Here is a 26,014-nt window from a genome sequence, read left to right as displayed (position 1 = left end):
CGCTACCCAATGATGCCTGCCCCCGGTTTCATCAGACATGCAGGCGCGCGATACGGCTGCGGATTTCGCGCACCCTCCGCATTTCATGGACGTCCCGTGTCCTGCTGCAGAAAGCCGGACATGCCGTCCGTTCTACCTGGGCACGATCAGGTGCAGCAGGGATGCCGCCCCGAAAAACACGCAGGTGCTCAGCGACCAGATCGCAACGAACCATGCAATCCGCACACCGGTGCGGGGTGGCGCATCGTCGCCGTTGCCCCGGACAATCTCAGTGATAGCCATCGGTTTCCGTCACCTTTCCGCGAAAGACATGATAGGAATAGATCGTGTAGGTCAGGATGATTGGCAGCAGGATGGCCGTGCCGACCAGCTGGAAAAACTGACTGGATGGCGGGGAAGACACATCCCACAATGTCAGCCCCGGCGGCACGGCATAGGGCCACACCGTGATCCCGAGACCGGACAGGCACAGAAAGAACCAGCCCAGCGCACACAGGAACGGCCCCTTTGAGTGTCCCCTGCGCAGCCCCATGACAAACAGGCCCCCCAGCACGACCACCAGAACCGGCACCGGGGCGACAAATACGATGTTCGGCCAATCGGTCCAGCGCCGCAGGTAAGGCGCATGCAGCAGCGGCGTCCACAGGCTGACCGCCACGATGCCGAGGAACAGGCCCACGGCCAGCCGTGCGGCCCAGCGACGGCAGGATGCCTCCAGCACACCGGTGGTGCGCCAGATCAGCCACGTCGCCCCCAGCAGGGCATAGCCGCACATGACCGCCAGACCACACAGGACGCTGAACGGCGTCAGAAAATCGAGCGGCCCACCGGCAAAAGCCCCATCGACAACCCTGATCCCCTGCACAACTCCACCCAGGATCGCGCCCTGGCAGAAGGCGGCAATGCCGGAGCCTGCCATGAAACCTGCATTCCACATGCCTTCGCGCCCTGTCCCGCGTGTCATGACGCGGAATTCAAACGCCACGCCGCGAAAGATCAGCGCCAGCAGCATCAATACGATCGGCAGGTAGAAAGCGGGCAGCAAAGTTGAGTAAGCGCCGGGAAAAACACCGTACAGCACGGCCCCACCCAGTACCATCCATGTCTCGTTCCCATCCCATACGGGGGCGATGGTGTTGACCATCACGTCCCGACGGTCCGGATGGCGTTCGAATGCAAACAGCATCCCGATGCCAAGATCAAAGCCGTCAAGAACGACATAGATCGAAATGGCGGCCACCAGAATGACGGCCCACACGATGGGGAGCCAGTATGCGAAATCCATCATGCCTCAGGCTCCTTTGCCGGAAGAGGGATCAATCACGCCCGGATGCATGCGGGCGCCCAGTATATCGGAAGCGTGGACGGGACTTGTATCATGCTCGCCTTCATGCGGCGCGCGCGCCAGCAGCCGCACCAGAATGCCCAGCCCGGAGCCAAATACGAGCACATAGACCACCACGAACGCCGTCATCGAAAAGGCCATGGAGGAAAGCGCAACCGGCGATACGCTGTCGGACGTGCGCAGCAGGCCATAGACCGTCCAGGGCTGACGGCCGACCTCCGTCGTGACCCAGCCACACAACAGCGCCAGGAAGCCTGCAGGCGCCATGCACAGCGCGACGCGGTGGAAAACCGGGTTGGTAAACAGGGTATGGTTCCGCCGGAGCCACAGGGACCACAACCCCACCAGCATCATGAGCATGCCAAGCGCCACCATGATGCGGAAGGAGAAGAAGATGACCGGTGAAGGCGGCCGCTGGTCGCGGGGAAAGTCCTTCATGCCCGGCACCCTGCCATTCAGGCTGTGTGTCAGGATCAGCGATCCGGCCAGCGGCAGCCTTAGGGCATAATCCGTATGTTCGGTCTTCATGTTGGGAATGCCGAACAGCAGTTCAGGCGCATGATCTTCCGAAACCCAGTCCCCTTCCATCGCCGCGATTTTTACCGGCTGGTGTTTCAGGGTGTTCAGGCCATGGGCATCGCCAGCCAGTATCTGGAGGGGGGCGACGAGTGCCGCCATCCACATGGCCATGGAAAACATGACCCGCACCGGTTCGCTGGCCGCCTTTCCTTCTTTCCGTGCCCTGAGCATGTGCCATGCCCCCGTTGCGCCCACGATGAACGCAACGGAGAGGAAGGCCGCCAGCCCCATATGCACCAGACGGAACGGAAAGGACGGATTGAAAATGATCGCCAGCCAGTCGGCAGGCATGAACCGCCCGGTGGCCGGATCAATGGAATACCCGCGCGGTGTCTGCATCCATGAATTGGATGACAGTATCCATGTCATGGAAATCAGGGTGCCGAGCGATACGCAGCACGTGGCGGCGAAATGCAGTTTGCGTCCCACCTTGTTCATGCCGAACAGCATGACACCGAGAAAACCTGCCTCAAGGAAAAAGGCGGTCATGACTTCATAGGACAGGAGCACGCCCGTAATCGGTCCGGCCTTTTTGGAAAAGATCGACCAGTTGGTGCCGAATTCATACGACATGACCAGTCCCGAGACGACCCCCATGCCGAAGACGATGGAAAATACCCTGATCCAGTAGCGGTACAGGTCAAGGAATACCGGCCGTCCGGTCCTGAGCCACAGTCCCTCCAGAACTGCCAGATAGGCCGCCAGCCCGATTGAAAAGGCCGGAAAAATGATATGGACGCCTACGGTGAAGGCGAACTGAAAACGCGCCAGAAGAAGCGCCGGGTCATGTGCGTACTGCATCGATACTTTCCAAAACTCATGCCGGAAGACTTGGAATTCATAAATAGCTTCCCGGCATAGTGGTTCCGTCAACGATGTTCCGTCCTGAAAGACGGATGCATGCTGCGGTGTCCTGGAAGATGGAATAGATCAATCAGAAGCAGGACGTCCAAGACAGATCATACATAAGATTATAAACAGCGCTTATGAACGAGACATATTCAATGCATGTCTGTTTATACTAAAATACATACAACAGAAAAATACCACTCAATAACCATAGAATATTTGATATATATTTCTATACTCCCGGGAGGGCCGGTCTTTCATTTTGCACATAAAGACCGGACGGAAGGCTTCTATGGAATATCTGTCATATCCACAGCCCTGTTCATATGAAATTGAATACGCTGCCCCTTCCTTCTGTTCGTACCGGAGCTTGCCTTATCGTGTCCGTCCTGCAGGATGCGTCAGATAGGCTGCAAACATGTCGGCCATGCCGCAGGCATAAGCCGCGATGTCCGCATCAGTTCGCGGTGTTTCGGAAATACCTTGCCGACCGCGCTGCATGTCGTCGTAATCAGGCCACCGGCAGGATCGCGCGTCATGTCCGAGGCGTCAGGCAGAATTTCATGCATGAAACGCGCGATGAGGCTGTCCGCCGCCTGTCGTGCCTCAACAGCTTCCGGCGCATGACGATAAAACGGTGCTGCATCATTGATGCGCCACACAGACCGCCGCCTCTCCGCATTCCGAACAGATAAATCTGCACAGACGGTTCGGTGCGGGATCGCAGGTATCTTCATGGATGTCGCGCATCATGTCGCTTGTCTGTCTCCATTCATCCGTCTGGAGCCGGAACAGGATCACGGCCTTGTTGGGAAAATACTGATAAAGCGAGCCGATACTTACATCCGCCCGTTCCGCCACACGCGCCGTCGTAAAACACGCGGCACCTTGCGCTGCCAGAACATAAACTGCCGCTTCCAGAATTATGGCGACAAGCCCGGCGGGGTGTACCTGGCGGACCCTGCTCCATGAAACATTGTTCCAGGAAACCATGGGCATATTCTTGGCCATAATATTACGACCGGCGCGTCATCTTCCGGATGCCGTAAAGAAGCCTGTGCCTGAAGCCGCATGGCGACTGACCATGGGAAACAGGGCGCCGTTCCGTTTCCAAAACAGCAACGGCACCATGGGAAAGAAATAAACAAAGAAACATTCAATATAAATATTCTTCTGTATTGCGTTATTACATATGCAGAAATACCTTATAACAAACTGTTATAATTGGATTTTTTAAAAATATTTCATATTGTTGTCATATCGAATTGACTTGGCGATAAATGAATGTTGACATATCGTAATGTCAAATAAAGACAATCTTGATATCGCCCACCTGCGTTCCTTCCTTGCGGTTGCGGATACGCTGCATTTCACATCCGCGGCGTATATATGCTCCACCAGCCAGTCCACCATCAGCCAGCATATCCACCGGCTGGAGGCGCAACTTGACTGCGTATTGCTCAAACGCAGTACGAAACAGGTGGAACTGACAGATGACGGACAGGCCCTGATCGGCATGGCACAGAACATCCTGCGCCAGCAGGAGCGTGTGCTGGCGCATTTCCACAAGGAACAACTGCACGCAACCCTGCGTCTTGGCATTACGGAAGATCTGGTCCTGTCGCGCTTCCCCGAAGACCTGCGCATGTTCCGGCAGGATTATCCGCAGCTGCAGATTGACCTGACCGTGGGGCTGAGCCACCACCTGCACCAGCTTCTGGCCGATGACCGGCTGGATATTGTCTGCGGCATGCGACAGTCCAGCGATACACATGGACAGCTGCTGTGGGAAGATGAACTGGTCTGGTTTTCCCACGCATCCACCTGCTCCCTTGCGCCGGATGAATCTTTCCCACTCGTTACTTTCCCGGATCGGAGCATCACCCGGAAACTGGCGATCGAAACCCTCAATCGCATCGGACGCCCCTGGCATATCGCCTTCAGCAGTACAAACCTGAGTGCAATCCTGGCTGCCGTCAGAGCCGGGTATGGCATCACGCCCCAACCGGCCTTCCTGTCTGCCGAAGGGATCGTTCCTGTGGATGCCAGCACCCTGAGCCCGATGCCCCGGGTCGAATTCATTGCATCCGTCCAGTCATCGAATTCCGACGGCCCGGCGAATGCTTTCATAAAAAAAATGAAAACAAGACTGAACAAAAAACAGAAAATGTTTTCCCTGTAATTATCCACAATACAGTGCTTTCACCCTCCCCTCCTTACTGGGTTATACTTTCATGATTCCAGCAATACGACATGACATGAAGACCAGCCTCGCCGGGGCTGTTTCTTTTCTCGGTCCGCTCCTGGCTGCAATGGCGGTTCAGGCGCAGGCCGTGCCCACTACGGGACAACAGCCCGCAGCTACAGGCACAACGCAGCCTGTCAACGTGACGGTATGGCAGAGCCGCCAGCACACAGTGCTGCAGAAAGAACGCGCCGTAACCGATCCCTCCATGCCCGGTCTGGTCCCGTCACTCTTTACACCGGGAGGTATTCCGTCGAAGCCCACAGCCAATTCCGCCCATTCCATTGCGCCACAGCCCTACCTGTTCAGCCTGGATACGAAAGGCGGGGACAACGTGGGCAAGACCATGGCGCGCGCGGGTGTCTACCTGACCGGGTGGGATGCATCGGAATATTCCGGCGTACCGGCAGGCGGCATCAACCACGGATCGTTCTTCAACAACTTTGCCGGGATCGGACTGGATCTCGACATGCAGAAGCTGGCCCACATTCCGGGCGCCAAGATCCACTTTCTGGCGGATGACGTGGCGGGACAGGGCCATGCAGGGGAATTTACGGGTTCCAACTGGGGGTATGTGTCCTACTGGGGGAATCACGACGGTTTCCAGATCCGTGAATTCACATGGGACCAGGCGCTGTTCAAGAACAAGGTTTTCCTGCTGGCTGGCCGTTCCATGCCAAAGGGTGGTGAATTTGACGGGTCCGACCTGTACTGCAAATTCCCCACCTTCATGTGTTCCGTGCCAACCACAATGACCATCAACGGATCCATGCCGTCCTTTGTCACATCTTCCTGGGGTGTGCGGCTGCTGATCAAGCCCACCGAGAAATCGTATATCAAGGGAGGCATATGGGAAGCGGAACCATGGCTGAAAGCCACGAACCACAACAGCTGGCCCGGCCCTGACTGGGGTTTTGACAAGTCGGAAGGTGAGTTCATTCCGGTTGAAGGCGGGTATCGGACAAATTTTTCGAATGACCGGTTCCCCCGCGCCTATGATATCGGTTTCATCTACGATGATGCCAAATACAGCGACCCGCTGTACAATACGGCGGGTCAGCCCAAGGCCCTTTTTGGCGGCAATGCACAAAGCCGTCGGGGCCGGACGCAGTTCTATATCCAGGCCCAGCAGATGATCTGGAAGCCCGATGCCCGCGATACCCGTGGCCTGATCCTGTTCGGTGCGGCCAATATCATGACATCGGGCGATGCCCCGGTAAAGGACGGGTTCGTACTGGGCGTGTTTGACTGGGGCCCCTTCAGGGCCCGTCCACGTGATTCGGTTGGTCTGGTGGTCCAGACCCTGCGCTGGGACCGGCGTCTGGTTCAGGACATGAATGATACCATGCAGAAGCAGGGCCACCATAACCAGTGGAACGGCCAGGAAACCATGCTGGAAATCAATTACGGCGCCAATATTGCCCCCGGCATAACCCTGACCCCCTATTTCCAGTACATCTGGAACCCCGATGAACTGGCCATGTCCAGACCCCAGCCTGATGTGCATTACGCCGTACAGTCGGGGCTGCTGCTCAACATCCAGTTCAATCCAGCCTTTGGCCTGCCAATGCTGCACCGCGTGCGTAACTGACAGGACCGCCGTGAATAACCCTTCGTACCCGATGCATCATATATTTTAGGAAATCTGTCATGACCGCCAAAAAATGGGGCCAGATGGCTGCAGGCCTGATCTGCATGCTATCCATTTCTTCCCCGCAATATGTCTGGACGCTGTTTACGCCCCATCTGCGCACCGAACTTTCCGTCGGGGCGCCGGCGCTTCAGGTGACGTTCTCCATCCTGATCGTCGTGCAGACCCTGTTTTCTCCCGTTCAGGGGTGGATCGCGCGCCATGTCGTCCCCCGCGTGCTGATCGGTGCAGGAGTGATCGTGACGGGACTGAGCTGGGTCGCTGCCGCACAGGTGCATTCGCTGACCATGCTGTACATGACCTATGGATTGCTGGGGGGCATTGGCACCGGTATTGTCTATGTCGGTGTCGTCTCGCTCCTGATGGAATGGTTCCCCGAAAACCGGGGCATGGCGGCGGGCATGGGGGCTGCGGGGTACGGCATGGGGGCCATGCTGACCACCTTTCCCATCGCGCACATGATGGCGGCATCAGGCTGGCGCAGCACCATGGTTGTCTTTGGCCTGCTGATTGCGGTGACCGGAACGGTGGCAGCGTGTTTCCTCTACCGCCCGGATGCTCATGCCCTGTCCACCCGGCAGCAGGTGCTCTGGGGGGCAAATACCGCACAGGTGGTACGCAGCCCCATTTTCTGGCTGATGTTCTTCATGATGGCCACCATGGCGACATCCGGCCTGATGGTCACGTCGCAGCTTGCACAGATCGCAGCGGATAAGGGGGTCGCCCATCTTATGGTATGGGGCATGGCGGCCCTGCCGCTGGCCATGACGCTGGACCGTATTGCCAATGGCCTGACACGGCCCATGTTCGGCTGGATTTCGGACCGGATCGGCCGTGAACTGACCATGACCATTGCGTTCATGCTGGAAGCCGTGGCGCTGGCATGCTGGATTGGGCTATCCAGTCACCCGGTGCTGTTCGTGCTGCTGTCCGGGGTGGTCTTCCTGGGATGGGGAGAGATATTTTCCCTGTTTCCCGCCACATTGACTGACACGTTCGGCACGCGGGATGCATCACGCAATTACGGCATCCTCTATATGGCACAGGGGGTCGGGGCGATACTGGGGGGGCCACTGGCGGCGTGGCTGCACGAGGCGACAGGTGGAAACTGGGGGCCGGTTTTTGCCTGCGCCATCGGGGGCGATATCCTGACTGCAACGCTGGCCTTTGCTGTACTCCGTCCCATGCGGAAGCGTTATATGGCACGGCCGGACGTTCACTCCTGACCCCAGATATTATCCTGATACCTGCCCCTTTCCCCGGCTGAAGGCACCGTACCATCATAGTCCGGCCTTGCGATGTCACAAGCAAGGGTCACACCAGCCTGATCTGTTCCAGCAGGCTGGGTCATCCCTGTCTTTCCGGGCTTCGGTTGCCGTGCCATGATGCCACCAATCTCCGCAGCACTACGTACGGGCGTGCCCGCAACGAAGTGCTGCGAAGGCGTCTTTGGACGGCAAGTGCCAGACGGCTACGGCGACATGCTTTCACATGACATATCAAGCGTTTGTCGGCTTACCTATGCCAGCCCCAGCTTTTTGACATCCGCCTGCGCTGTTTGATCCAGGCGGCGGGTCAGCCCGTGCACTATGGTCAAAATGCTGAATGGGCAAAGCTATTGACGATCATGCGGCACAGCGCGCGACGCGATCTTCAAAGGCACATTTTCCGCCCGATGTGGCCCACAGGTTCCATAATCATGTGCGTTCGACAGAAGGGACAGTTCCCGTTCCCTCCTGTCAGAAATTCCGACGCGTGCCAGCCTGCCTGCCAATGTTTGTATAGAACGTTCCAGATCGAAGCGCGCTTTCAATCTCCTCCAGCGTGGTTCCCGCGGTCTCAGGCACATATTTCCACACGAATACAAAGGCCGCGAGATTTATGAACCCGAACAGCCAGAAAGTCCCCGTCGTGCCCAGCGCCTGCACCAGAGATAACGTGACAAGAGAAACAAGTGTATCGGACACCCACACCGTCGCACTGGCCATTCCCATGGCCTTGCTGCGGACAAACAGGGGAAAGACTTCGGCAGCGATCAGCCATACCGCAACGGATAGAGAACCGAAATTAAAGAAGATATAGCCCAGAAGTGATACGACCATAAGAACCATCCGCACCCCCGTAAGCGGCGCGGAGCTGAGGAATACAGCCCCTAGCACAAACAGGGACAGGGCGGCTACTGGCAACATGCACAGCATCATGCGCCGACGGCCGATGCGGTCTATAAACGCGATCCCCATTGCCGTCGTAATGGTGGATGTAACCCCGACGGACACAGACGTCAGCAATGCCGCCGAATGACCCAACCCGGCCTGCGACAGGATGATGGGCGCGTAATAGACAATGACATTGGGGCCGGATAGCTGGGAGAAAGCAGCAACCCCCAATGCCGCCAGAAGAGCAGGCCGTATCCAGCGCTGTTTCAGGCTGGCTCCATTGGCTTCGTCAGCCACCCCCGCGTCGACTGTCAGGACATCATCCAGTTCCTGCCGCACGATATCCTTATGCCCCCGCAGTTTATACAGGATCGAGACGGCACGGTGTTCATGTTCATGATGCAGCAGCCAACGCGGACTTTCCGGCAGGAAGATCATACCAAGAGCAAGAAGAATTGCCGGAAGGGCTCCAAGCATGAACATTGCGCGCCATGACTCGACACCGCCAGACAGTTCATACCCCACGAAAAACGCCAGAAGCAGACCAAGTGAAAAAACCAGCTGGAATAGCGATACCAGCCCCCCGCGCCGGGATGCCGGGGCCAGTTCGGCAACATAGACCGGAACGATCTGCGTGGTGGCACCTATCGCCGCCCCCAGCCACAGGCGCGCAAAAATCAGCGTGCTGACATCAGGAGCAAGCCCACACCCCAGCGATGCCACGATGAATATACCGGCTGCCACCATGATGGCAGGCCGACGTCCCCATTGATCCGATACGGGGCCACTCAGCAAGGCACCAAAAATCGCCCCGATATTCAGCGCCGCAGCCACCCATTCCTGCCCCGCCGTAGAAAGCGAGAACGTCTGGGTAACAAAAATCAGGGCGGAAGCAATGATCCCGGTATCATATCCGAACAGCAGGCCACCCACCGCAGCAACAGCAGCAGCAACGGACACATACCGCCGCGCGGAAAGGGTCTGGTCCCCCCGATGCACCATGGCCGCAAGGGCGGACAGGGCACGTTTATGGGTATGATAGCGGGATATGTCCTGGATGTTCGGGGTGGTGGGCATTCCGGGCTTTCCTTTTCCCTGTGGTCAAGACAAACCGGTGGTCAGCCTGCGTCTGATGCGCTGAAAATATCGCGCAGGGTCTGTTTCATCACACCTGCATCAAGTGTCTTTCCAAGCCACAGCTCCACGCCAATCACGCCTTGATTGACCAGCATTCCCAGACCATCGAGCGATGTGCAGCCACGTTCACGGGCTTCACGCAGGAAGCGGGTCATGGGCGGATTGGGAATGACATCCGCCACGATCTGCCCCTTTGCCAGCGTATCGAGATCGATTTCAGGCATGGCCTGCGCGTCACCAAGACCGACCGATGTGGCGTTGATGACAATATCGGTGCCGTCTGGAACGCAGGCCTTTCCGGACCATGGGCGGCCGACTGCATCACTCCCGGTATTGTCGCGCACCAGCGCCGCAATGGTTTCGGCTTTTGCCGCGTCGCGGTTGATTACCGTTATCTGTTCAGCTCCCGCCAGTCCCAGTTCCACCGCAATGGCGCGCGCCGCCCCACCCGCGCCAAGCATAAAGATTTTCTTGCCAGCCGGATCAACCACATCCCTGAGCGAGGCAAGAAAGCCCTTGCCATCGGTATTGTTGCCCACCAGCCTGCCATCGCGAATGGCGACACAGTTTACGGCACCAATAATCCGCGCGGCTTCAGCCAGCTCATCCAGATATTCGATCACGGCCACCTTATGGGGCAGGGAGCAGTTGAATCCTGCCCATTCCATGGCAACCGCACCCCTTACCGCCGCCTTCAGATGCACAGCCTTGACGTCACAATTGATATAGCGCGCATCGATCCCGGTATGGCGGTACGCCGCTTCGATCATCGCGACGGTCGGATTGTCGGCGCAGGGTGTGGAAAACGAGCCGGTAAGAATGCTGCGGAAATTCTGGTTGCTCATACGACGTTCCTGACGGGTGAAAGGTAAATTGCATAGCTATGCAAGACAAGACGCCTTTTACGCCCGGACGCAAGCCCTAATCCATCAGTCAGGCAGGGTTGTGCTGCCGCGTTCGATCAACTGAGCGTCAACAACATGGGTGCGCGAAAGGGGGCTGTCTTTCGCCAAAAGGGCCTCATCCAGCAGTTCCATGGCGCCTGTAACCATCCGGTCCGTATGCTGGTCGAAAGATGTCAGGTCGTAACTGCGCCAACCGGCCTGAGGAATATTATCATATCCCAGAATAATGACATCCCGTGGACAGATCAGGCCCATGCGTTCCCGCAGGGCATCAATCGCACCGCAGGCCATCATATCATTGCTGGAAAAAATACCGTTCGGCCGGATACCCCGTTTCCACAGGCGGGTGATGGCGTCGTAGCCACTGTCGTAGGTATCGTCACCCCGCAACCGGGTCAGTCCGGTCATGCACATTCCTGCCTCCCGCAACCCCTGGCAGAACCCTTCGCCACGTGCGCGGGATGCTGCATTCTTGCCGGGACCAGCCAGCCAGACCGGTCGCGCCACGCACCGTTCCACCATCAGGCGCGCAGCAGCGACCCCTGCCCCGTGATTGTTGGAATTGACCGTCGAGATCCAGGGGCCCACCAGTGAAGAATTGAAGCAGACAACCGGTATTTGAAGTTGGGACAATGCCCGCGCTACCGTTTTCGACCCGATTGCAAGCGAGGTGACGACGGCATCAATACGGTAGCTCAACAACTGATCAAGCGCGCTATCAAGCGTCAGGGCATCATCCACATACATAAGCAATACCTGAAGGCCGCGTTCACGCAATGCAGTCGCCAGACGCTCAAGCGCCGTGGCATAGAATGGGTTTTCCAGCCCACCGATCACCACGCCCACCATATATGACCGACCCGAAAGCATGATGGCCGGAATACGGTTGGGCCGGTAACCAAGGCTGGCGGCCGCGGCCAGTACCTTCTGCTTTGTGCGTGGCGAAATGCTGGCATCAGGAGAAAACGCGCGCGATACAGCCGATTGGGATACGCCAGCCAGCCGGGCGACATCAATGGACGTAACAGCACGAATGGCGGCTTGCTCCTGCAGATCACGGTTAATGACGGGTTTACCCCATGCGGGGCTGTAATACCATGCTGGCGGCAAGATCCATGACTTTAATTGCCCTATCGTGAAGAGCCTCCACGTTCGTGCATATTGCGAATTGCGAAGTAGCGGGATTAAATCGTCAGAAAGCCGCTCGGGCCAAGAAGCTTCGGGCCCTTGCGCCCAGGTGTCTACTGCGTGTGCCTGCCAGTTCAGGTCACGACAGGCAAGGTATTTGCGCAGGCAGTCTACAACGTCCCGACTGTCCTTTGCCTGGCGCATGGTCGTGCAAACAGTCGTTGTCCTGCCCCGGACTGCGATGACATCACATTTTACTATAGATAGAAAAGATGTTTTGCACCGGTTTCTTCGACCGCGTGACTGTTCCTGCTGTCAGGCCCTGTGAAATGGTCTGCCTTGTGACAGAACATGATCAGGACCGGATTGTCCGGATACCAGATGAACTGGTCAGTCGGGCATGATGCCTGCGCAAAGGACGTGTCCGGTTAGAAGATTTCCGTGCCGCCAGCATAGATAAAAACACACTGATCGGCTGAAAGTCCAAACTGCGTCCCGTCCGGGAAGATATATTTTTCATTACAAGCCGATTAATATTTCGGTTCAATTACGCAGGTCAAAATAGAAGTGTACATTGAAAATAAAATTATAAATACGATGTCACCAACGTAGGCCGAAAGGGTTTCCAGTCCAGCCTTTTCCAATCTGCCGACATGAACTGGGGACCCTCATTCAAAAACATTGCGTTACGGAACCGTCTTTCGGTCGATGGTCATGATATCAACATCTCGCAACACTATTTTTCAGGGGTATAAAGATGGTGTACCAGCCCCTGAAGCGACATATTCAGGCCAAAATGGAAACCTTCATCAGTATCGCTCTCCAGTATCTGCTGCCATGCCTGGGCCGCTACAGGATACCGTAACAGAAGCGACTTAATATCCGGGCCCTGGTTATGATCCGGGCGTTTTTCGGCAAATGCCTGCTCTTCGATTGTAAAACCGATGACAAAATAGAGGGTGGAGAAAGTGCCCCAGGCGGCTGTGCGATCGTCCGCGCCGACGTCTTTAAGGCTGGAGATCATTTGTGAACTGATCCGGGCCACATTATCGGAAAGAGGATAGGTCCGCGCCAGAAAGCGGGCGCCGTCGCGGTGGGACAGTAATGCCTGTCTCACCTCGCAGGAAATTCTGAAAAACATATCCTGCCACGTTTCGCCAGCGACTGTCGTCGTGGCGACATGTTCCAGCAGTGTATCGGCCACGGCTTCGAACAACGCATCCTTATTCGCAAAATGCCAGTAAAGCGAAGGTACCTGCACATTCAGCGCATCCGCCACCTTGCGCATTGTCAGCCCTTCCATACCCAGCCTGTCCAGCAATTGCAGTGCCGAACTGACGACCTGTTCCTTTACGATTTTTGCACTCACAGCTTTCCTGTTTCCTCCTTGCTCTCGAAATCTAATGCCGTTAGATTTTTAATCTAACAATGTTAGATTTTACGGAATCGTCCATGAAAACTTCGTACGACGTCCTGGTCTGTGGTGCAGGTCCTGTTGGCTTATGGCTCGCGTGTGAGCTGAAACTTGCCCGGATTGATGTCGCTGTGCTTGACCGGCGCCCTGTCCGGACAACTGAATCCCGTGCGCTGGCCATACATGGGCGGACATTGGAAATGTTCGGGCTGCGCGGTTGTGCTGGGGATTTTCTTGGTGCTGGCCGCAAAATTCCCATGATGGAATATGGGGCGCTGAATACGCGACTGGTATTTTCCTCATTTGAAAGTCGCTTTCCTTTCACCCTGTTCCTCCGCCAGACCAGAACGGAGGAATTTCTGGAAAAGCGCGCCCTGGCTCTCGGCGTTCCCCTGCTGCGTGAAACCGAGGTTACCCAGGTGGCAGAAAATGAGGCAGGAGTGCATGTCACCACATCTCGCGGGCCATTTTCTGCCCCGTGGCTGGTCGGAGCCGACGGGGCACGCAGTCTGGTGCGGCATCAGGCCGGGATCGGTTTTGACGGTTTTGATGGCCGTGTGACCGCCATGCTTGGAGATGTGGTTCTAGCAAAACCGCCCGAAGGCGGCGGTATCCTGTCGATGGTCAACGCCCGTGGTGCACTCATGATGTCTCCGCTGGGTGATGACGTGCATCATCGTGTGATCGCTATTGATGCGGCACGACCGTCAGTGGAAAAGGACACACCTCTAACCGTTACGGAGCTGGCCTCTGCCGCACTGAAAATTTCCGGTAAAAATTATGAAATGGGCGAAGCGTCCTGGCTGTCCCGCTTTACCGATGCGACGCGCCTTGCGTCCGCCTACCGAAAGGGGCGTATCCTGCTGGCGGGGGATGCGGCCCATATTCATGCCCCCATGGGTGGCCAGGGGCTGAATGTCGGTCTGCAGGACGCGATGAATCTTGGCTGGAAACTTGCCATGGTCGTCAGAAAGCAGGCGCCTGAAAGCCTGCTGGATACCTATCATTCCGAGCGCAGGCCCGTCGGCCAGATGTTGTTTGACAATACATTGGCGCAGGTTGCGCTGGCGACAGATTTTACACCGCCCAATCTGTCATTGCGCAATACAATGAATGATGTCCTGTCTTTTCCGGATGTTGATCTGATGATCGATACCCAGCCGGCGACGCTTTATGACTGCATGAAAAAAGGTGAATGGGTGCATATAGCGCTCGCACCGGAAAAACGGGATGATCCGGCGTTTCCCGAATGGCTCAAGCCAGATATCGTGAAATACATAAGGGCACGCTGCGTCGGTAACAGCCCGTCCTTTACTGGCATTGCATCCGTATTAATTCGCCCGGATGGCTACGTACATAGCGTAACCACGGCGTAAGCACAAAATATGTCCGCCTACAGCCCCCTGTAAAAACCAGATACCATTCATATAGAAAGCCCTGTAACCAATGACAGACATGCCCGATGGCCCTGCTCCCACCGAAATGGCTGATCACGGCCTTTCCCGGTTCTTCCGTAACCAGACCTTCCATTTTCAGACCCTTCGCGCCCTGAATGACATAGCGGCGAACGGTGCTGATCTTAACGAGGTGCTGACAGCGATCAGCGCCATCCCTGATGGCGACACGGATGCCTGGTTCGACGCCTTTTCCGGGTTGGCCATACGTACCGAAGACCGCATTGCCGCATGTGCCGACCCGCTCAGCAAAGGTTACGCGTGGCTCCGTGCCCATAATTACTGGCGCACCGCCGAATTTCTTCTTCGTCCCGACGATGCGCGCCGCAAGACCACCTGGACGCGGGAAATCGCCGCATTTGATAACGGGCTGAAACTGGCTGGAATCGCCCATGAACGTTTCACCATTCCGTATGGTGATGGCCGCCTCCGGGGCATTTTCTATCCCGGTCCGGATGGCTGGCAGAAAAAACCGCTTATCGTTCTCGTCGGCGGTTATGATTCCACACTTGAAGAACTGTATTTCGTCCTTGTCAAAGCCGCACATGACCGGGGTTACGGCGTCCTGACCTATGAAGGTCCCGGTCAGGGCGGTGTCCTGCGCGAATATGGCCTTCCCTTCACCCCGGAATGGGAAAAACCCACGTCTGCCATTCTGGATTACTTCGAGACCACGCAGTTCCGGCCGGAAAACACCATCCTCATCGGCATGAGCATGGGCGGTTACCTTGCCCCCCGCGCCGCCGCGTTCGATTCCCGCATTACTGGCGTTGTCGCCTATGATGTCCTGTTCGATATGGGCAGCATCGCCGATCGCTACGCCGCCCTTGCACAGAACCCCGCTGCTGCGAAAAATCCCGATCTTGTCTGGGCCGTCGATAACGCCTGCTGGACCCTTGGCGTCAGCACCATGCCCGAAGCGGTCGCGGCTATCCGCCCTTACACACTCAAGGACGTAGCTGGAAAAATCACTGCCGACGTACTGATCCTTGTCGGTGAACATGACCACTTCGTCCCGGCAGCCCAGGCCAAAGATTTCGAAAAAGCATGCACCGCAGCAAGATCCGTCGAAACCGTTACCTTCGATACCCTCTCCGGGGGCGCTGAACACTGCCAGCTTGGTGCCCAGACCCTCTGGCACGCCACTTTCTTCAGCTGGATGATCCGCAGGTTCGGCTGATTACCCGTTTTTTCATATAAACTGAGGTTGATGACTGCGCAGATACCAGTCCCCTTTGAACAGGGATAACGGAAGGTCAGGTTCAGGATTGCCAGATGGCAGCGGCTGCCATCGGGCATGGGATATTCCTTCCCGTCCCTCACCTTCGATGACAACAGTTTCCGTAACCGGCCCTGCGATCGCCGGACCGATTATGGACAACCCTGGTAATACACGTCTAATGGAAGCCATCTGCCAACCGGCGATACGTTCCGATAATGCGCCAGGAATAAAGAACGCGCCACCCGTCGGTGCCCGGGTGGCGCGCTTCGTATCATCGGCAGGGTGATGCCGTGATATGGCGGCAGGCATGAGATGAAGAAAGACCCACCGCCATCCGTATCATGGGAACCAGCGCCGCCCGCAGCGGTAGGCAATCAGGTAAAGCCCCATGTAAATCATCGGAATAAAGAAAATGATCCGTTCAAGATCTCCCATCATGGTCAGATCTCTCCATCGGATGAAAGACTGGACTGGGCATCAAGCATGATCGCGCCAGCCCCGGAAATCAGGATGATCATGACCGTGCCGATCACCCATGCGAAATACCACGGCCCCTGATCCCCCACGAATACGGCGAACAGCAGGGAAACAACCAGAATAACGGCCAGACCGGCCAGACGCAGAAGCTTTGTCATCACGACCTCGTAATCAGTAGCTATGGGTATCGTTCACGACATCGGCGGTATGAACCTTCCCGCGCATGACGTAATAACACCATGAAGTATAGGACAGGATGATCGGGACAAAGATCCCCGCCACCACCAGCATGCAGCCAAGACCATATTCACTGGCGGTACTGTTCCATACCGTCAGGCTCTGGTCGGGCGTGGTGGAAGACGGCATGAGGAACGGGAACATGGCACACCCTACCGTCATGATGGTACCTACCCATGCACCCAGCCCCAGCCACCAGGACACAACCGTGTGGCCCCTAGCCAGCATGCCAACCCCGAGCAGCATACAACCCAGCCCCACAAGCGGCAGCAGCCACAAAGCGGGATGCGCATGGAAATTATGCATCCAGCCCCCTGCAACCACTGCCACGGACTGCCCATGCAGCGGATTGGCCGGCATGGCGGGGTTGACGGGCGCGGTCATGACAAAACCGGGCAGGAACTGCACCCATATGCCACCGATGACAGACAGGATAGCCGCAACCAGACCGCCACCCATGGCATAACGCCGGGCGCGCGACCAGATCGGGTCATCCGCCCGCAGCATCAGCATCGCCCCACCCTGATAGACGCTCAGCCCCACGGACATAAGGCCGCACAGGATGGCAAACGGGTTGAGCAGGTAGGACAGGAAGGATTCATCCTGATAGTACTGCCCTGTCCAGCCGAAGTGGTAGCCCACCCCTTCCAGCACGTTACCGAACGCCGCGCCGTAGATGAACATCGGTACAAAACCCGACACCAGAAAGACCCAGTCCCAGCCTGCCCGCCACAGCCGGCTGTCCGCCTTGGAGCGGTATTCAAACGCCACCGGCCGCAGGATCATGCTGAACAGCAGCGTGATCATGACCACATAGAAGGCGGAAAACGACGTGCCGTACAGCGTGGGAAAAGCCGCGAAAATCGCGCCGCCCCCCAGGATGAACCACACCTGGTTACCATCCCAGTGGGGACCGATGATATTCAGCGCCGTGCGCCGCTCCCCATCATTACGGCCAACAAAGCGCAGCAGCGTGCCGACGCCCATATCCATGCCCACCATGGTACCCAGTCCGATGAACAGCACACCCAGCAGTGCTGCCCAGACTATTTTCAGTATCGCGTAAAGTTCCATTTCTCCGTTTCCTGTCAGGATGCCATGGGACGCATGTCAAAGGCGGATGCCCTGGATGCGGCAGGCGCGTGCGGTTCCATGCTGTCATGTTCGGGGCCAAGACGGGCAAACTTGAACATGAGGTAGAGTTCAGCCGCGATGAACACGCTGTAGAGCAGCACGAAGCCGATCAGCGAGAACACCATGTAGGACACGCCATGGCTGGAGGCGGAAAGAAAGGTAGGCAGCCAGCCGAACACCGTCCAGGGCTGGCGGCCTGCTTCCGCCGTGATCCAGCCGAACTCGGTCGCCAGGATTGGCAACGGGATCGACCACATGCACAGCTTCAGCAGCAGGCGGCTGCGTTCAAGCCGACGCTTCAGGCTGAGATAGGCCGAAATGGCGAACAGCGCGAAGAACCACAGCGACAGGAACACCATCAGCCGGAACGACCAGAACGTGACGAACACGTTGGGCAGGATGTCGGGCTGCGTTGCCCTGACCACATCATCGATCTGGTCCGCGGGAATGGCCGTGATATCCTGACCCGGGGCATGGCGGGTGGCCAGCAGGCCATAGCCCATGTCCTGCTCATGCGCGGTAAACTGGGCAAGGTCCATGCTGCTGTGGGTGACACCATAACGGCGGAGTGCCGCAACCGCATCGATCCCTGAACGTATGCGGGGGCCAGCTTCCTCCTCCAGTTCATGCATGCCGGTAATGGGCTGGTCAAACGTGTGGGTGATCAGCGGGGTCAGGACCAGCCGCACGCCAATCTCGTAGCGATTTTCCTGCTTTGCATCATCCGGCAGGGCAGCGACGATCCACGGTTCGAACGGCGGGTTGCTGGTGTGCCACAGCCCTTCGATCGCAGCGATCTTGGTCGGCTGCTTTTCATAATCCAGCCGTCCCAGCACGTCTCCCAGCGTAATGACCGCCACGGTGGAAATGATGCCAAACAGCGCAGCCATGCGGAACGAACGCGCGGCAAACTGCCGGTGCTGACCACGCAGCAGGTAAAAGGCGCTGATACCCATGACAAACATGGCCGCCGACACATAGCCCGCCACCGAAGTATGCACGAATTTGGCCTGCGCATCGGGGTTGAAGACCAGATCGACAAAGCTTTCGAACTGCATGCGCATGGTTTCGGGATCGAAATGCGCGCCTTCGGGCATGTTCATTCCGGCATTGGCAATCAGGATCCACAGCGCCGACAGGTTGGAGCCAAGGGCCACCAGATAGGTAATGGCCAGATGCGCCTGTTTGCTCAGCCGGTCCCAGCCAAAGAACATGAGGCCGACGAACGTGGACTCCATGAAGAAGGCCATCAGCCCCTCAATAGCCAGCGGAGTTCCGAACATATCCCCAAAGAAGTGGGAATACATGGACCAGTTGGTGCCGAACTCGAATTCCATGGTGATGCCGGTGGCCACACCAATGGCGAAGTTGATGCCGAACAGCTTGCCCCAGAACTGGGCCATGTCCCTGTATATCTGCCGGCCGGTGACGACGTACACCGTCTCCATGGCCGCCAGCATGAATGTCAGGCCGAGTGTCAGCGGCACGAACATGAAGTGGTACAATGCCGTCAGCGCAAACTGGAAGCGCGACAGATCGACGACATCGGGGTTAATGAATTCCACCGTCAGGTCTCCTGATTTCGGTATGAGCGTGAGGGAATTTTCCGGGATTCATTCAGGTCATCGTCGGGTCATTACGTTCTCCCGGCCTCATGAAACCGGCCGCCCTCGACACGCACCACCCGGCCCATCCGTGCCGCCACGGCAGGATTATGGGTAATGCATATGATGGTTGTCCGTAGTGGCAGGGCCTGCAGGAGCGCGTCCATCAGGTCGCGCTCGGTCCGTGCATCCAGCCCTTCGGTCGGTTCATCAAGGATGATCCAGTCCGGACTACGCAGCACAACCTGGGCCACGGCCAGCCGCCGTGCCTGCCCGCCGGAAAGGCGCATGCCCCCCTCCCCGATCAGAGTATCCAGACCTGCGGGTTCCGACTGCACGAACGCATGCAGTTGCGCGACCTGCAGGGCCTGCCACATCGCCTCTTCCGTGGCGGTGGGACAGGCAATGGTCAGGTTGCGTCGTATGCTGCCCTGAAACAGGTGAAAGTCCTGCGCCACCACGCCAATATGCCGGGCCATGACATCCGCATCGACATCACGCAGGTCCACACCGCCAAAGCGGACCTGTCCTTCCTGATAGTCATGGAAACGGAACAGCAGGTTGACCAGCGTGCTCTTGCCCGCGCCAGAGGGACCGACCAGCGCCACATGCGCACCCTGTGCCACCGACAGGTCGGCATGGCGCAAGGCCCAGTGCGTCGCCCCGGGGTAACGCAGACCGACACCGGACAGCGACAGGTCGAACGGTGCCCGGGGACTGCCGGGCCTTGCGGGTGCGGGCACGCAGGGCGGCGTATCGCACAGGGCAAACACCCGCCCTGCCGCCACACGCACCTGCCACAGCAACTGCCAGGCCGCAGGCAGGGGGATGAGCACATCAAACGCCGCCAGACCGCCAAGCGCCAGCATGGGCAGGCAGGCCGCAGACAGCGCACCGGCGCCATAGGCCATATCGGCCATGACCAGAACACCTGCCGCACTCATCATGGCAATGACGGTCATCGCACTCCGCGCGCCCCCTTCAATCAGGGCCACACGCCGGCGTTCATTACGAATATCAGCATCGCGGTCGGCAATCCGCGCCTGCACGGTCCGTGCTGCGCCGAGGAACATGAACTCACCCATGCCCTGCAGCACTTCGGTCAGGTCAGCATGCATGACGTCCTGCTGGTGGCTGATGCGCCGCATGCCGTGTGCGGACAATGCACCGGCCACGCTCGGCAACACGCCGCCACACACCACCAGCCCCACAGCCAGCACGACAGCGGCAGAAAGGGAAAACACCCCCGTAACCGTCACAAACACCACGCAGCAGATGGCGGCGCTGGCGATGGGCAGCAGCACTTCCAGATAGAACTGCCCCATCCGGTCCGTATCCGCCACGAAGCGGAACAGCATGTCCCCACTGCGCTGTCGCGCCAGTACGGCGGGCGCCTGCGGGGCAAGGCGTTCAAAACTCCACGCCCGCACCCGCCCGATCAGGCGCAACGTCGCATCATGCGTGACCAGCCGTTCCAGATAACGGGCCAGAATACGCATGGTGGCAAAAAACCGCACCCCGACCGCAGGCAGGAACAGGTTGAAAGCATTACGTGCAGCAATCCCACTCAGCCCGGCCACGGCAGCAGCCGCCAGCAGCCAGCCCGACAGAAACAGCAGCCCGAAATTGGCCAGCGACGCCGCAACCGATAGCGCAAGCCCCAGCGCCATCCGCCCCCGCAGGGGCCGCATAAGGCCGATGATGCGTGCCAGCGTGCTCATGCCGCGCACTCCACGGTGCTCGGGCCAGAAAAGAGCCGCCCGTCACGCAGGCGCACAACCTGTGCCGCCTGTGCGATCATGGCAGGCCGATGGGCCACCACAATCCCGATCCGCCCCACCGCTGCGCGCGCAATGGCCGCGGCGACACGCTGTTCACTCTGCAGATCAAGGCTGGCGGTGGGTTCATCCAGAATCAGCACCTGCGGGTTGCGCAGCAGCACGCGGGCCAATGCCAGACGCTGCACCTGCCCACCCGACAGACATGCCCCACGCTCCCCCACCGGGGTATCAAACCCCTGCGGCAGGGCCTCGATAAAGGACAGGGCATCGGCCTGGGCCGCGACGGCACGCAGGGTGTCCATATCCGCCATCGGGTCGGCCAGGCGCAGGTTTTCGGCAACGGTGCCATGAATCAGCCGTGGCTGCTGGGGCACCCAGCCAACCCTGTCCTGCCACCTGGCATGCGGCATGCCACATTCGTCCACGGCCGTGACATGCCCCTGCATGGGCTGCAACAGCCCCAACAGCAGCCGGATCAGGGTGGTTTTACCCACGCCACTTTCGCCCGTTATAACCGTCAGGGCATTCCGCCTGAAGGTGCAGCCTGCGTGCGACAGCACCGGTGCATCGGCCTGATACCCGGCCGTAACATCTTCACAGCGGATGGCGACCAGCGGGGCACCGGCTGCACTGTCCCGTGTCGCATGCCGGGTGGCTGTTTCAGGCAGGGCGAAAAGCTGGCTGATGCCCGCCATGGCCGCCGTTGCATTCTGGCGGGCATGATAACTGGCCGAGAATGCACGGAGCGGCATGAAATATTCCGGCGCAAGCAGCAGGACCATAAAAGCGGACTGGAAATCCGCCTTTCCGTCCAGCAGGCGTGCACCGAACACGACGGCTACCAGCGCAATGGACAGGCTGGCGAAGAATTCCAGCACGGCGGATGTCAGGAATGCCACCTTCATGACCGACATGGTGGTGGCGCGGTATTCATCGGCCATGCCCGCCACGGCAGCCACCGCGTCCCGCGCGCGACCGAACAGCCGCAGCGTGGTCAACCCCTGCAGTGTATCGAGAAAGGCCGAGCCCAGAAGCAGAAGCTGCGTCCACTGCCGGTCCATGATCGCCTGGGCACGATACCCCACCAGCGCCATGAAGACAGGAATAAGCGGCCCCGTGCAGGCAAGGATGACAAAGCTCCATGCATCCAGATGCGCGACCATGCCCAGCACCAGCAGCGGCAGGACCACCATCATGGCGGCGCGCGGCACGTACTGCGCAAAATAGGGTTCCAGCGCTGCAATGCCGTCGCCCATTACCGTGACCATATGGCCGGTCGCCTGCCCGGTCAGGCCAACCGGGCCGACATTGAACAGGTGGCGCAGCAGTTCGCCACGTATGGCTGCAGTCAGCCGCAGACTGCCTTCATTCGCCACCATATCGGCAGCCCATTGCAGCAGCGCGCGCCCGGCCAGCAGGGCCAGCAGCAGCGTCAATCCGGCGCGTTCATCGGAAATGGCGTGATTATGGAATGCGAGGTCCGAGACGATACGCGCCAGCACAGCCAGTTGCAGCACCAGCATGACCGCCGCCGCCCCACCAAGCACGACAGCCGCACCCAGCCAGAGGCCGATGCGCCGCGTAAACCCAATGAGCGCTCTATTACCGGGATAGTCCATAACCACTTTCACACCATTCATCCGCCCCTATCCGGGCAGAGAGTTACACACTTTATGTATGTGTAGTTTAGTTAATTATGTAAATATTGGATGTCAAGAAGGAGCAGCCCGGTCTTCTTTAAAAACCACATCGGGCAACGAACCTCACCAAGGGAAGCGGACGAGGCCCAGATGAGGGCAACCTTCAGGCAGGCCGGAACAACCGAACCCGACAAGGCGGGGAGCCACCCATCCGACAATGCAATCCTGCAGATGAATCCTCAGCCAACAGCCGACCAACACACGCATCAGCGCGCAGTAAAAAAGCCATTTTTCCGCATAATTCAGCGATTTTATTCATGTAGACAGGCACAAAACCAACTGAACAGAAAAGCAGCAGCCTCCTTCAGGCGCTTGCGCATTACCAATGAGCAGGTATGCTCAGACATCAAAATCAAACCATGAACATCAATACAAAACACAACCGGTCAGGATGGTCGCCTTGAGGCGCGATTGCACATGCAACCCGCACCTAAGAGGGTGCCCTTGAGGGCATAATTACAATTATTTATTTTAATATATAATGTATATGTTATATTAATTATAGTGTCCGAGCATCATGCAGTGACGTGCTCGTGCAAATCCTGAGAGGCCGATCCGCTTTTGACGGCCGCGTACCACCAGACCGGCTTCCACCATGGTAAACAGGACAGATATTCAAACTACGGTCTGCAGTCCGTCGTCCGCGCCCTTGATCGCGACCCGTGCGCCAAAAGCCTGATCCGAAACACCGAGCAGGCAGCGACGCAGTTCTCCATTGTGCCGACGAACGCGCCGGATATGCCATTCATACAGCCCGCCTTCCAGAAGCGATGTGAGGGCTTCCTGCACGATGGTTGGCGTACGCCGGTCCGCGAATTGCCTGGCTGCCAGAAAAATCGGCTTCAATCCACGTGGCACGATAAGACGCCGACAACCGCAGCGTCATAACCGTAAGCTGACGGAAAAATAAAATTGCCAGATCAGGAGTCCTTCATGGCCCCGGGCTGGCGGCTGCTATGGGCAGGGTGGGGTCCCGGCCTGCTTCTGGACCACAAATGGCATTAGCGGACCACTGAACTATGACGAACCCGCATGGTTTAAAAGTGTAGCGCTTCATCAACAGAGCCAATGTGAAACGTCATGAAATGATGCCCCTGCGCGGAGAAGATCATGATCTCGCCCTACACGATCGACATACCTGCCAAACGGCTCACCTCAATCAGGGCCAGTATCGAAACCTATGACTGGAGCCAGCTTCCTGATGCGGGCGGCTGGTCAGCGGGCGTCGGGATCAATGACCTGAAGCGTCTCATCACATACTGGAGAGAGCACTATGACTGGCGCGCGGTCGAACGGCGTCTTAACGCGTTGCCCAACTTTATAACCGATATTGAGGGTGAGCATCTCCACTTCATTCATGTGAGAGGTGACGGCTCCGGACCACCCGTCCTCCTCCTCCACGGCTGGCCGGGCTCGTATCTTGAGTTTAAGCAGCTGTTAAAGCCACTGGCCGCAGACGGGCATGATATTGTCGTGCCCTCGCTCCCCGGCTTTGCCTTTTCCAATCCGATCACCGGTGTCACAGGGCCACGTCGGGTGGCCGAGTTGATGCACGGGCTGATGGTTCGTCTGTTCGGTCAGGCCCGTTATGTCGTTCAGGGCGGCGACTGGGGGGCGCATATTGCAAGCTGGGTGGCCTGTACACGCCCCGAGGCACTGCTCGGCATCCACGTCAACACGATGAGCGTCTTCGCCGACGACACAGCCCCAACGACTCCTGAGGAAAAAGATCTGTTTTCCCGTCGTGCCACGATCCTTGATCGAGAGACCGGCTACAGTCACGAGCAATCAACACGCCCGCAGACACTGGGCGTTGCGATGGCCGATAGCGTAGTCGGTGCGGCCGGCTGGATACTCGAAAAATTTGGCAGATGGGCCGACCTCCCGACATCCGCCGATGGCAGTCCGGATATCTGGAGCCGGTTCTCGGAGGAGGAACTGATCACCAATATCATGCTCTATATCGCACCCTCGGCAGTCGTGACGGCGACGTGGATCTATCTCGGCCGACGTCTGGAAGGTTCGGACCGGTTTCCCGTCGGCACGCGCATAGATGTGCCGACCGGGGTCGCAGCGTTTCCCGATCCCGTATTCCTGTCGACACCACGCTCGTTTGCCGAAAAAACCTACAATATCGTGCACTGGACCGACATGGACAGAGGCGGCCATTTCGCTGCTCTGGAAGAGCCAGACCTGCTATTGGCCGACTTGCGGGCCTTCATTGTCAAGGTATCGGAAAAGCGCTCCTGACACCGGAGATTTCTGCCTCCACCCCCTCTTCAGCGCACTTTCACCGGACAATCGACTGCCCCGGTCCGGAGCAGATTGATAACGTGCACATTCCCATCTTCATGCACGAAATGATACACTTTCCATCTTCGCTGCTGCTTGCCATGATGAACGCATTCACTACGTGCCGTGCCTCGGTCCTCCAGACATGTTCTCGACCTCGCTTTTACGGAAGCAGGATGGGGCATGATCGTTGACGATGCCGACCGCCTGCATCCAGGCATAGACAATGGTTGGGCCAACGAACTTGAAACCCCGCTTTTTCAGTGTTTTCGAGATGGTTCGGGATAACTCGGTTTCCGTATTGTATCCGGAACCTTCCAATGGCCTGCCGTCCGTAAACGACCAGCAGAAGGCAGAAAAATCGTCGCCCGCATCCTGCATCGCATTGAAAATCCGTGCGCCGCGAATGGTCGCCTCGATTTTGGCACGTGAGCGGATAATGCCGGCATTGCCCATCAGTCGCTCAATATCCTCTGCCGTGAATGCCGCGACTTTCCGGGGATCGAACCCGGCAAAGGCCTCCCGGAACGCCACACGTTTCCGCAACACGATCTCCCACGAGAGGCCCGCCTGAAAGCCTTCGAGCATCAGTGTTTCCCACAGCCTGCGCGAATCACGCTCAGGCACGCCCCATTCGGTATCATGGTAATCCTGCATCAGGGGGCGCGAACTGACCCAGGCGCAACGACATTTATGATCCATGA

General features: G+C 58.0%; 22 protein-coding genes. 6 read left to right on the top strand and 16 right to left on the bottom strand.

The window, feature by feature from the left end; translation table 11 throughout:
* Positions 1-132: 132 nt before the first annotated feature.
* The 5 genes from CFR80_RS08030 to CFR80_RS19770 form a co-directional block, all read right to left on the bottom strand.
* On the bottom strand, positions 133-282 hold the full coding sequence (locus tag CFR80_RS08030; protein WP_010515375.1) for a hypothetical protein: 150 nt from the start codon (positions 280-282) through the stop codon (positions 133-135).
* A complete protein-coding gene (gene cydB, locus CFR80_RS08025) occupies positions 269-1,288 on the bottom strand; it encodes a cytochrome d ubiquinol oxidase subunit II (RefSeq protein WP_010515376.1) in 1,020 nt (339 codons plus the stop codon). The genes CFR80_RS08030 and cydB (CFR80_RS08025) overlap by 14 nt, the downstream gene beginning before the upstream one ends.
* Before the next feature lie 3 nt (positions 1,289-1,291).
* Positions 1,292-2,725: a cytochrome ubiquinol oxidase subunit I gene (locus CFR80_RS08020; protein ID WP_010515378.1), complete on the bottom strand. Its 1,434-nt coding sequence runs from the start codon at positions 2,723-2,725 to the stop codon at positions 1,292-1,294.
* Between the two features lie 449 nt (positions 2,726-3,174).
* Positions 3,175-3,510 (bottom strand): hypothetical protein, encoded by a 336-nt coding sequence (locus CFR80_RS19775; RefSeq protein WP_232275805.1) that lies wholly within the window; start codon positions 3,508-3,510, stop codon positions 3,175-3,177.
* A complete protein-coding gene (locus CFR80_RS19770; RefSeq protein WP_232275807.1) occupies positions 3,419-3,766 on the bottom strand; it encodes a helix-turn-helix domain-containing protein in 348 nt (115 codons plus the stop codon). Before CFR80_RS19770 ends, CFR80_RS19775 begins: the two co-directional genes overlap by 92 nt.
* A 307-nt stretch (positions 3,767-4,073) precedes the next feature.
* On the opposite strand from CFR80_RS19770, the gene CFR80_RS08010 reads away from it, so the two are divergent.
* The 3 genes from CFR80_RS08010 to oxlT all read left to right on the top strand — a co-directional run bounded on the left by CFR80_RS08010 (position 4,074) and on the right by oxlT (position 7,895).
* On the top strand, positions 4,074-4,955 hold the full coding sequence (locus tag CFR80_RS08010; protein WP_110507219.1) for a LysR family transcriptional regulator: 882 nt from the start codon (positions 4,074-4,076) through the stop codon (positions 4,953-4,955).
* 76 nt (positions 4,956-5,031) lie between these two features.
* The gene (locus tag CFR80_RS08005) at positions 5,032-6,609 is read left to right on the top strand and encodes a carbohydrate porin (protein WP_110507218.1); all 1,578 of its coding nucleotides are present in this window, start codon (positions 5,032-5,034) and stop codon (positions 6,607-6,609) included.
* A gap of 59 nt (positions 6,610-6,668) precedes the next feature.
* Complete coding sequence (gene oxlT, locus CFR80_RS08000; RefSeq protein ID WP_110507217.1) at positions 6,669-7,895, top strand: oxalate/formate MFS antiporter; 1,227 nt, start codon at positions 6,669-6,671, stop codon at positions 7,893-7,895.
* A 513-nt stretch (positions 7,896-8,408) separates the two neighbouring features.
* Here the strand turns inward: oxlT and CFR80_RS07995 are convergent.
* The 4 genes from CFR80_RS07995 to CFR80_RS07980 form a co-directional block, all read right to left on the bottom strand.
* Positions 8,409-9,902, bottom strand: coding sequence for a sugar porter family MFS transporter (locus CFR80_RS07995; RefSeq protein ID WP_010515385.1), 1,494 nt, complete (start codon positions 9,900-9,902; stop codon positions 8,409-8,411).
* A 41-nt stretch (positions 9,903-9,943) separates the two neighbouring features.
* On the bottom strand, positions 9,944-10,807 hold the full coding sequence (gene aroE / locus CFR80_RS07990; protein WP_010515386.1) for a shikimate dehydrogenase: 864 nt from the start codon (positions 10,805-10,807) through the stop codon (positions 9,944-9,946).
* Positions 10,808-10,891: 84 nt separating this feature from the next.
* Positions 10,892-11,977, bottom strand: coding sequence for a LacI family DNA-binding transcriptional regulator (locus CFR80_RS07985; protein ID WP_181418178.1), 1,086 nt, complete (start codon positions 11,975-11,977; stop codon positions 10,892-10,894).
* Between the two features lie 754 nt (positions 11,978-12,731).
* Positions 12,732-13,364: a TetR/AcrR family transcriptional regulator C-terminal domain-containing protein gene (locus CFR80_RS07980; protein ID WP_010515389.1), complete on the bottom strand. Its 633-nt coding sequence runs from the start codon at positions 13,362-13,364 to the stop codon at positions 12,732-12,734.
* A 59-nt stretch (positions 13,365-13,423) separates the two neighbouring features.
* Here CFR80_RS07980 and CFR80_RS07975 point away from each other — a divergent pair, with 59 nt between their 5' ends.
* Complete coding sequence (locus CFR80_RS07975; RefSeq protein WP_309146437.1) at positions 13,424-14,785, top strand: FAD-dependent monooxygenase; 1,362 nt, start codon at positions 13,424-13,426, stop codon at positions 14,783-14,785.
* A 70-nt stretch (positions 14,786-14,855) separates the two neighbouring features.
* Positions 14,856-16,043, top strand: a complete 1,188-nt coding sequence (locus CFR80_RS07970; RefSeq protein WP_010515391.1) for an alpha/beta hydrolase family protein — start codon at positions 14,856-14,858, stop codon at positions 16,041-16,043.
* A 482-nt stretch (positions 16,044-16,525) separates the two neighbouring features.
* Here the strand turns inward: CFR80_RS07970 and CFR80_RS07965 are convergent, their stop codons facing one another.
* The 6 genes from CFR80_RS07965 to CFR80_RS07940 all read right to left on the bottom strand — a co-directional run bounded on the left by CFR80_RS07965 (position 16,526) and on the right by CFR80_RS07940 (position 23,876).
* Positions 16,526-16,720: a hypothetical protein gene (locus CFR80_RS07965; RefSeq protein ID WP_010515393.1), complete on the bottom strand. Its 195-nt coding sequence runs from the start codon at positions 16,718-16,720 to the stop codon at positions 16,526-16,528.
* Between the two features lie 13 nt (positions 16,721-16,733).
* The gene (cydB, locus tag CFR80_RS07960) at positions 16,734-17,873 is read right to left on the bottom strand and encodes a cytochrome d ubiquinol oxidase subunit II (protein WP_010515395.1); all 1,140 of its coding nucleotides are present in this window, start codon (positions 17,871-17,873) and stop codon (positions 16,734-16,736) included.
* Between the two features lie 14 nt (positions 17,874-17,887).
* A complete protein-coding gene (locus CFR80_RS07955; RefSeq protein ID WP_110507216.1) occupies positions 17,888-19,498 on the bottom strand; it encodes a cytochrome ubiquinol oxidase subunit I in 1,611 nt (536 codons plus the stop codon).
* Between the two features lie 71 nt (positions 19,499-19,569).
* Complete coding sequence (cydC, locus tag CFR80_RS07950; protein WP_010515398.1) at positions 19,570-21,258, bottom strand: thiol reductant ABC exporter subunit CydC; 1,689 nt, start codon at positions 21,256-21,258, stop codon at positions 19,570-19,572.
* Positions 21,255-22,958: a thiol reductant ABC exporter subunit CydD gene (cydD, locus tag CFR80_RS07945; RefSeq protein ID WP_010515399.1), complete on the bottom strand. Its 1,704-nt coding sequence runs from the start codon at positions 22,956-22,958 to the stop codon at positions 21,255-21,257. The genes cydC and cydD overlap by 4 nt, the downstream gene beginning before the upstream one ends.
* 675 nt (positions 22,959-23,633) lie before the next feature.
* Positions 23,634-23,876: a hypothetical protein gene (locus CFR80_RS07940; protein WP_146221617.1), complete on the bottom strand. Its 243-nt coding sequence runs from the start codon at positions 23,874-23,876 to the stop codon at positions 23,634-23,636.
* Between the two features lie 252 nt (positions 23,877-24,128).
* Between CFR80_RS07940 and CFR80_RS07935 the strand changes: the two genes are divergently transcribed.
* Complete coding sequence (locus CFR80_RS07935; protein WP_010515401.1) at positions 24,129-25,268, top strand: epoxide hydrolase family protein; 1,140 nt, start codon at positions 24,129-24,131, stop codon at positions 25,266-25,268.
* Positions 25,269-25,427: 159 nt separating this feature from the next.
* On the opposite strand, the gene CFR80_RS07930 is transcribed toward CFR80_RS07935, so the two are convergent.
* Complete coding sequence (locus CFR80_RS07930; RefSeq protein WP_010515402.1) at positions 25,428-25,967, bottom strand: DNA-3-methyladenine glycosylase I; 540 nt, start codon at positions 25,965-25,967, stop codon at positions 25,428-25,430.
* Positions 25,968-26,014: the final 47 nt, after the last annotated feature.

Origin of the sequence: Komagataeibacter oboediens (genome assembly GCF_003207815.1) — a bacterium.
In the GTDB taxonomy this organism is placed as follows: Bacteria; Pseudomonadota; Alphaproteobacteria; order Acetobacterales; family Acetobacteraceae; genus Komagataeibacter; species Komagataeibacter oboediens.
This window is presented reverse-complemented; position numbering and strand designations above follow the sequence as displayed.

Bases quoted from the DNA above. Each gene is read 5' to 3' on its own strand.
- CFR80_RS08030 (WP_010515375.1), bottom strand. From the start codon at position 282: ATGGCTATCACTGAGATTGTCCGGGGCAACGGCGACGATGCGCCACCC.
- cydB (WP_010515376.1), bottom strand. From the start codon at position 1,288: ATGATGGATTTCGCATACTGGCTCCCCATCGTGTGGGCCGTCATTCTG.
- CFR80_RS08020 (WP_010515378.1), bottom strand. From the start codon at position 2,725: ATGCAGTACGCACATGACCCGGCGCTTCTTCTGGCGCGTTTTCAGTTC.
- CFR80_RS19775 (WP_232275805.1), bottom strand. From the start codon at position 3,510: ATGAAGATACCTGCGATCCCGCACCGAACCGTCTGTGCAGATTTATCT.
- CFR80_RS19770 (WP_232275807.1), bottom strand. From the start codon at position 3,766: ATGGTTTCCTGGAACAATGTTTCATGGAGCAGGGTCCGCCAGGTACAC.
- CFR80_RS08010 (WP_110507219.1), top strand. From the start codon at position 4,074: ATGTCAAATAAAGACAATCTTGATATCGCCCACCTGCGTTCCTTCCTT.
- CFR80_RS08005 (WP_110507218.1), top strand. From the start codon at position 5,032: ATGAAGACCAGCCTCGCCGGGGCTGTTTCTTTTCTCGGTCCGCTCCTG.
- oxlT (WP_110507217.1), top strand. From the start codon at position 6,669: ATGACCGCCAAAAAATGGGGCCAGATGGCTGCAGGCCTGATCTGCATG.
- CFR80_RS07995 (WP_010515385.1), bottom strand. From the start codon at position 9,902: ATGCCCACCACCCCGAACATCCAGGACATATCCCGCTATCATACCCAT.
- aroE (WP_010515386.1), bottom strand. From the start codon at position 10,807: ATGAGCAACCAGAATTTCCGCAGCATTCTTACCGGCTCGTTTTCCACA.
- CFR80_RS07975 (WP_309146437.1), top strand. From the start codon at position 13,424: ATGTTAGATTTTACGGAATCGTCCATGAAAACTTCGTACGACGTCCTG.
- CFR80_RS07970 (WP_010515391.1), top strand. From the start codon at position 14,856: ATGACAGACATGCCCGATGGCCCTGCTCCCACCGAAATGGCTGATCAC.
- CFR80_RS07965 (WP_010515393.1), bottom strand. From the start codon at position 16,720: ATGACAAAGCTTCTGCGTCTGGCCGGTCTGGCCGTTATTCTGGTTGTT.
- cydB (WP_010515395.1), bottom strand. From the start codon at position 17,873: ATGGAACTTTACGCGATACTGAAAATAGTCTGGGCAGCACTGCTGGGT.
- cydC (WP_010515398.1), bottom strand. From the start codon at position 21,258: ATGAGCACGCTGGCACGCATCATCGGCCTTATGCGGCCCCTGCGGGGG.
- cydD (WP_010515399.1), bottom strand. From the start codon at position 22,958: ATGAATGGTGTGAAAGTGGTTATGGACTATCCCGGTAATAGAGCGCTC.
- CFR80_RS07935 (WP_010515401.1), top strand. From the start codon at position 24,129: ATGATCTCGCCCTACACGATCGACATACCTGCCAAACGGCTCACCTCA.
- CFR80_RS07930 (WP_010515402.1), bottom strand. From the start codon at position 25,967: ATGCAGGATTACCATGATACCGAATGGGGCGTGCCTGAGCGTGATTCG.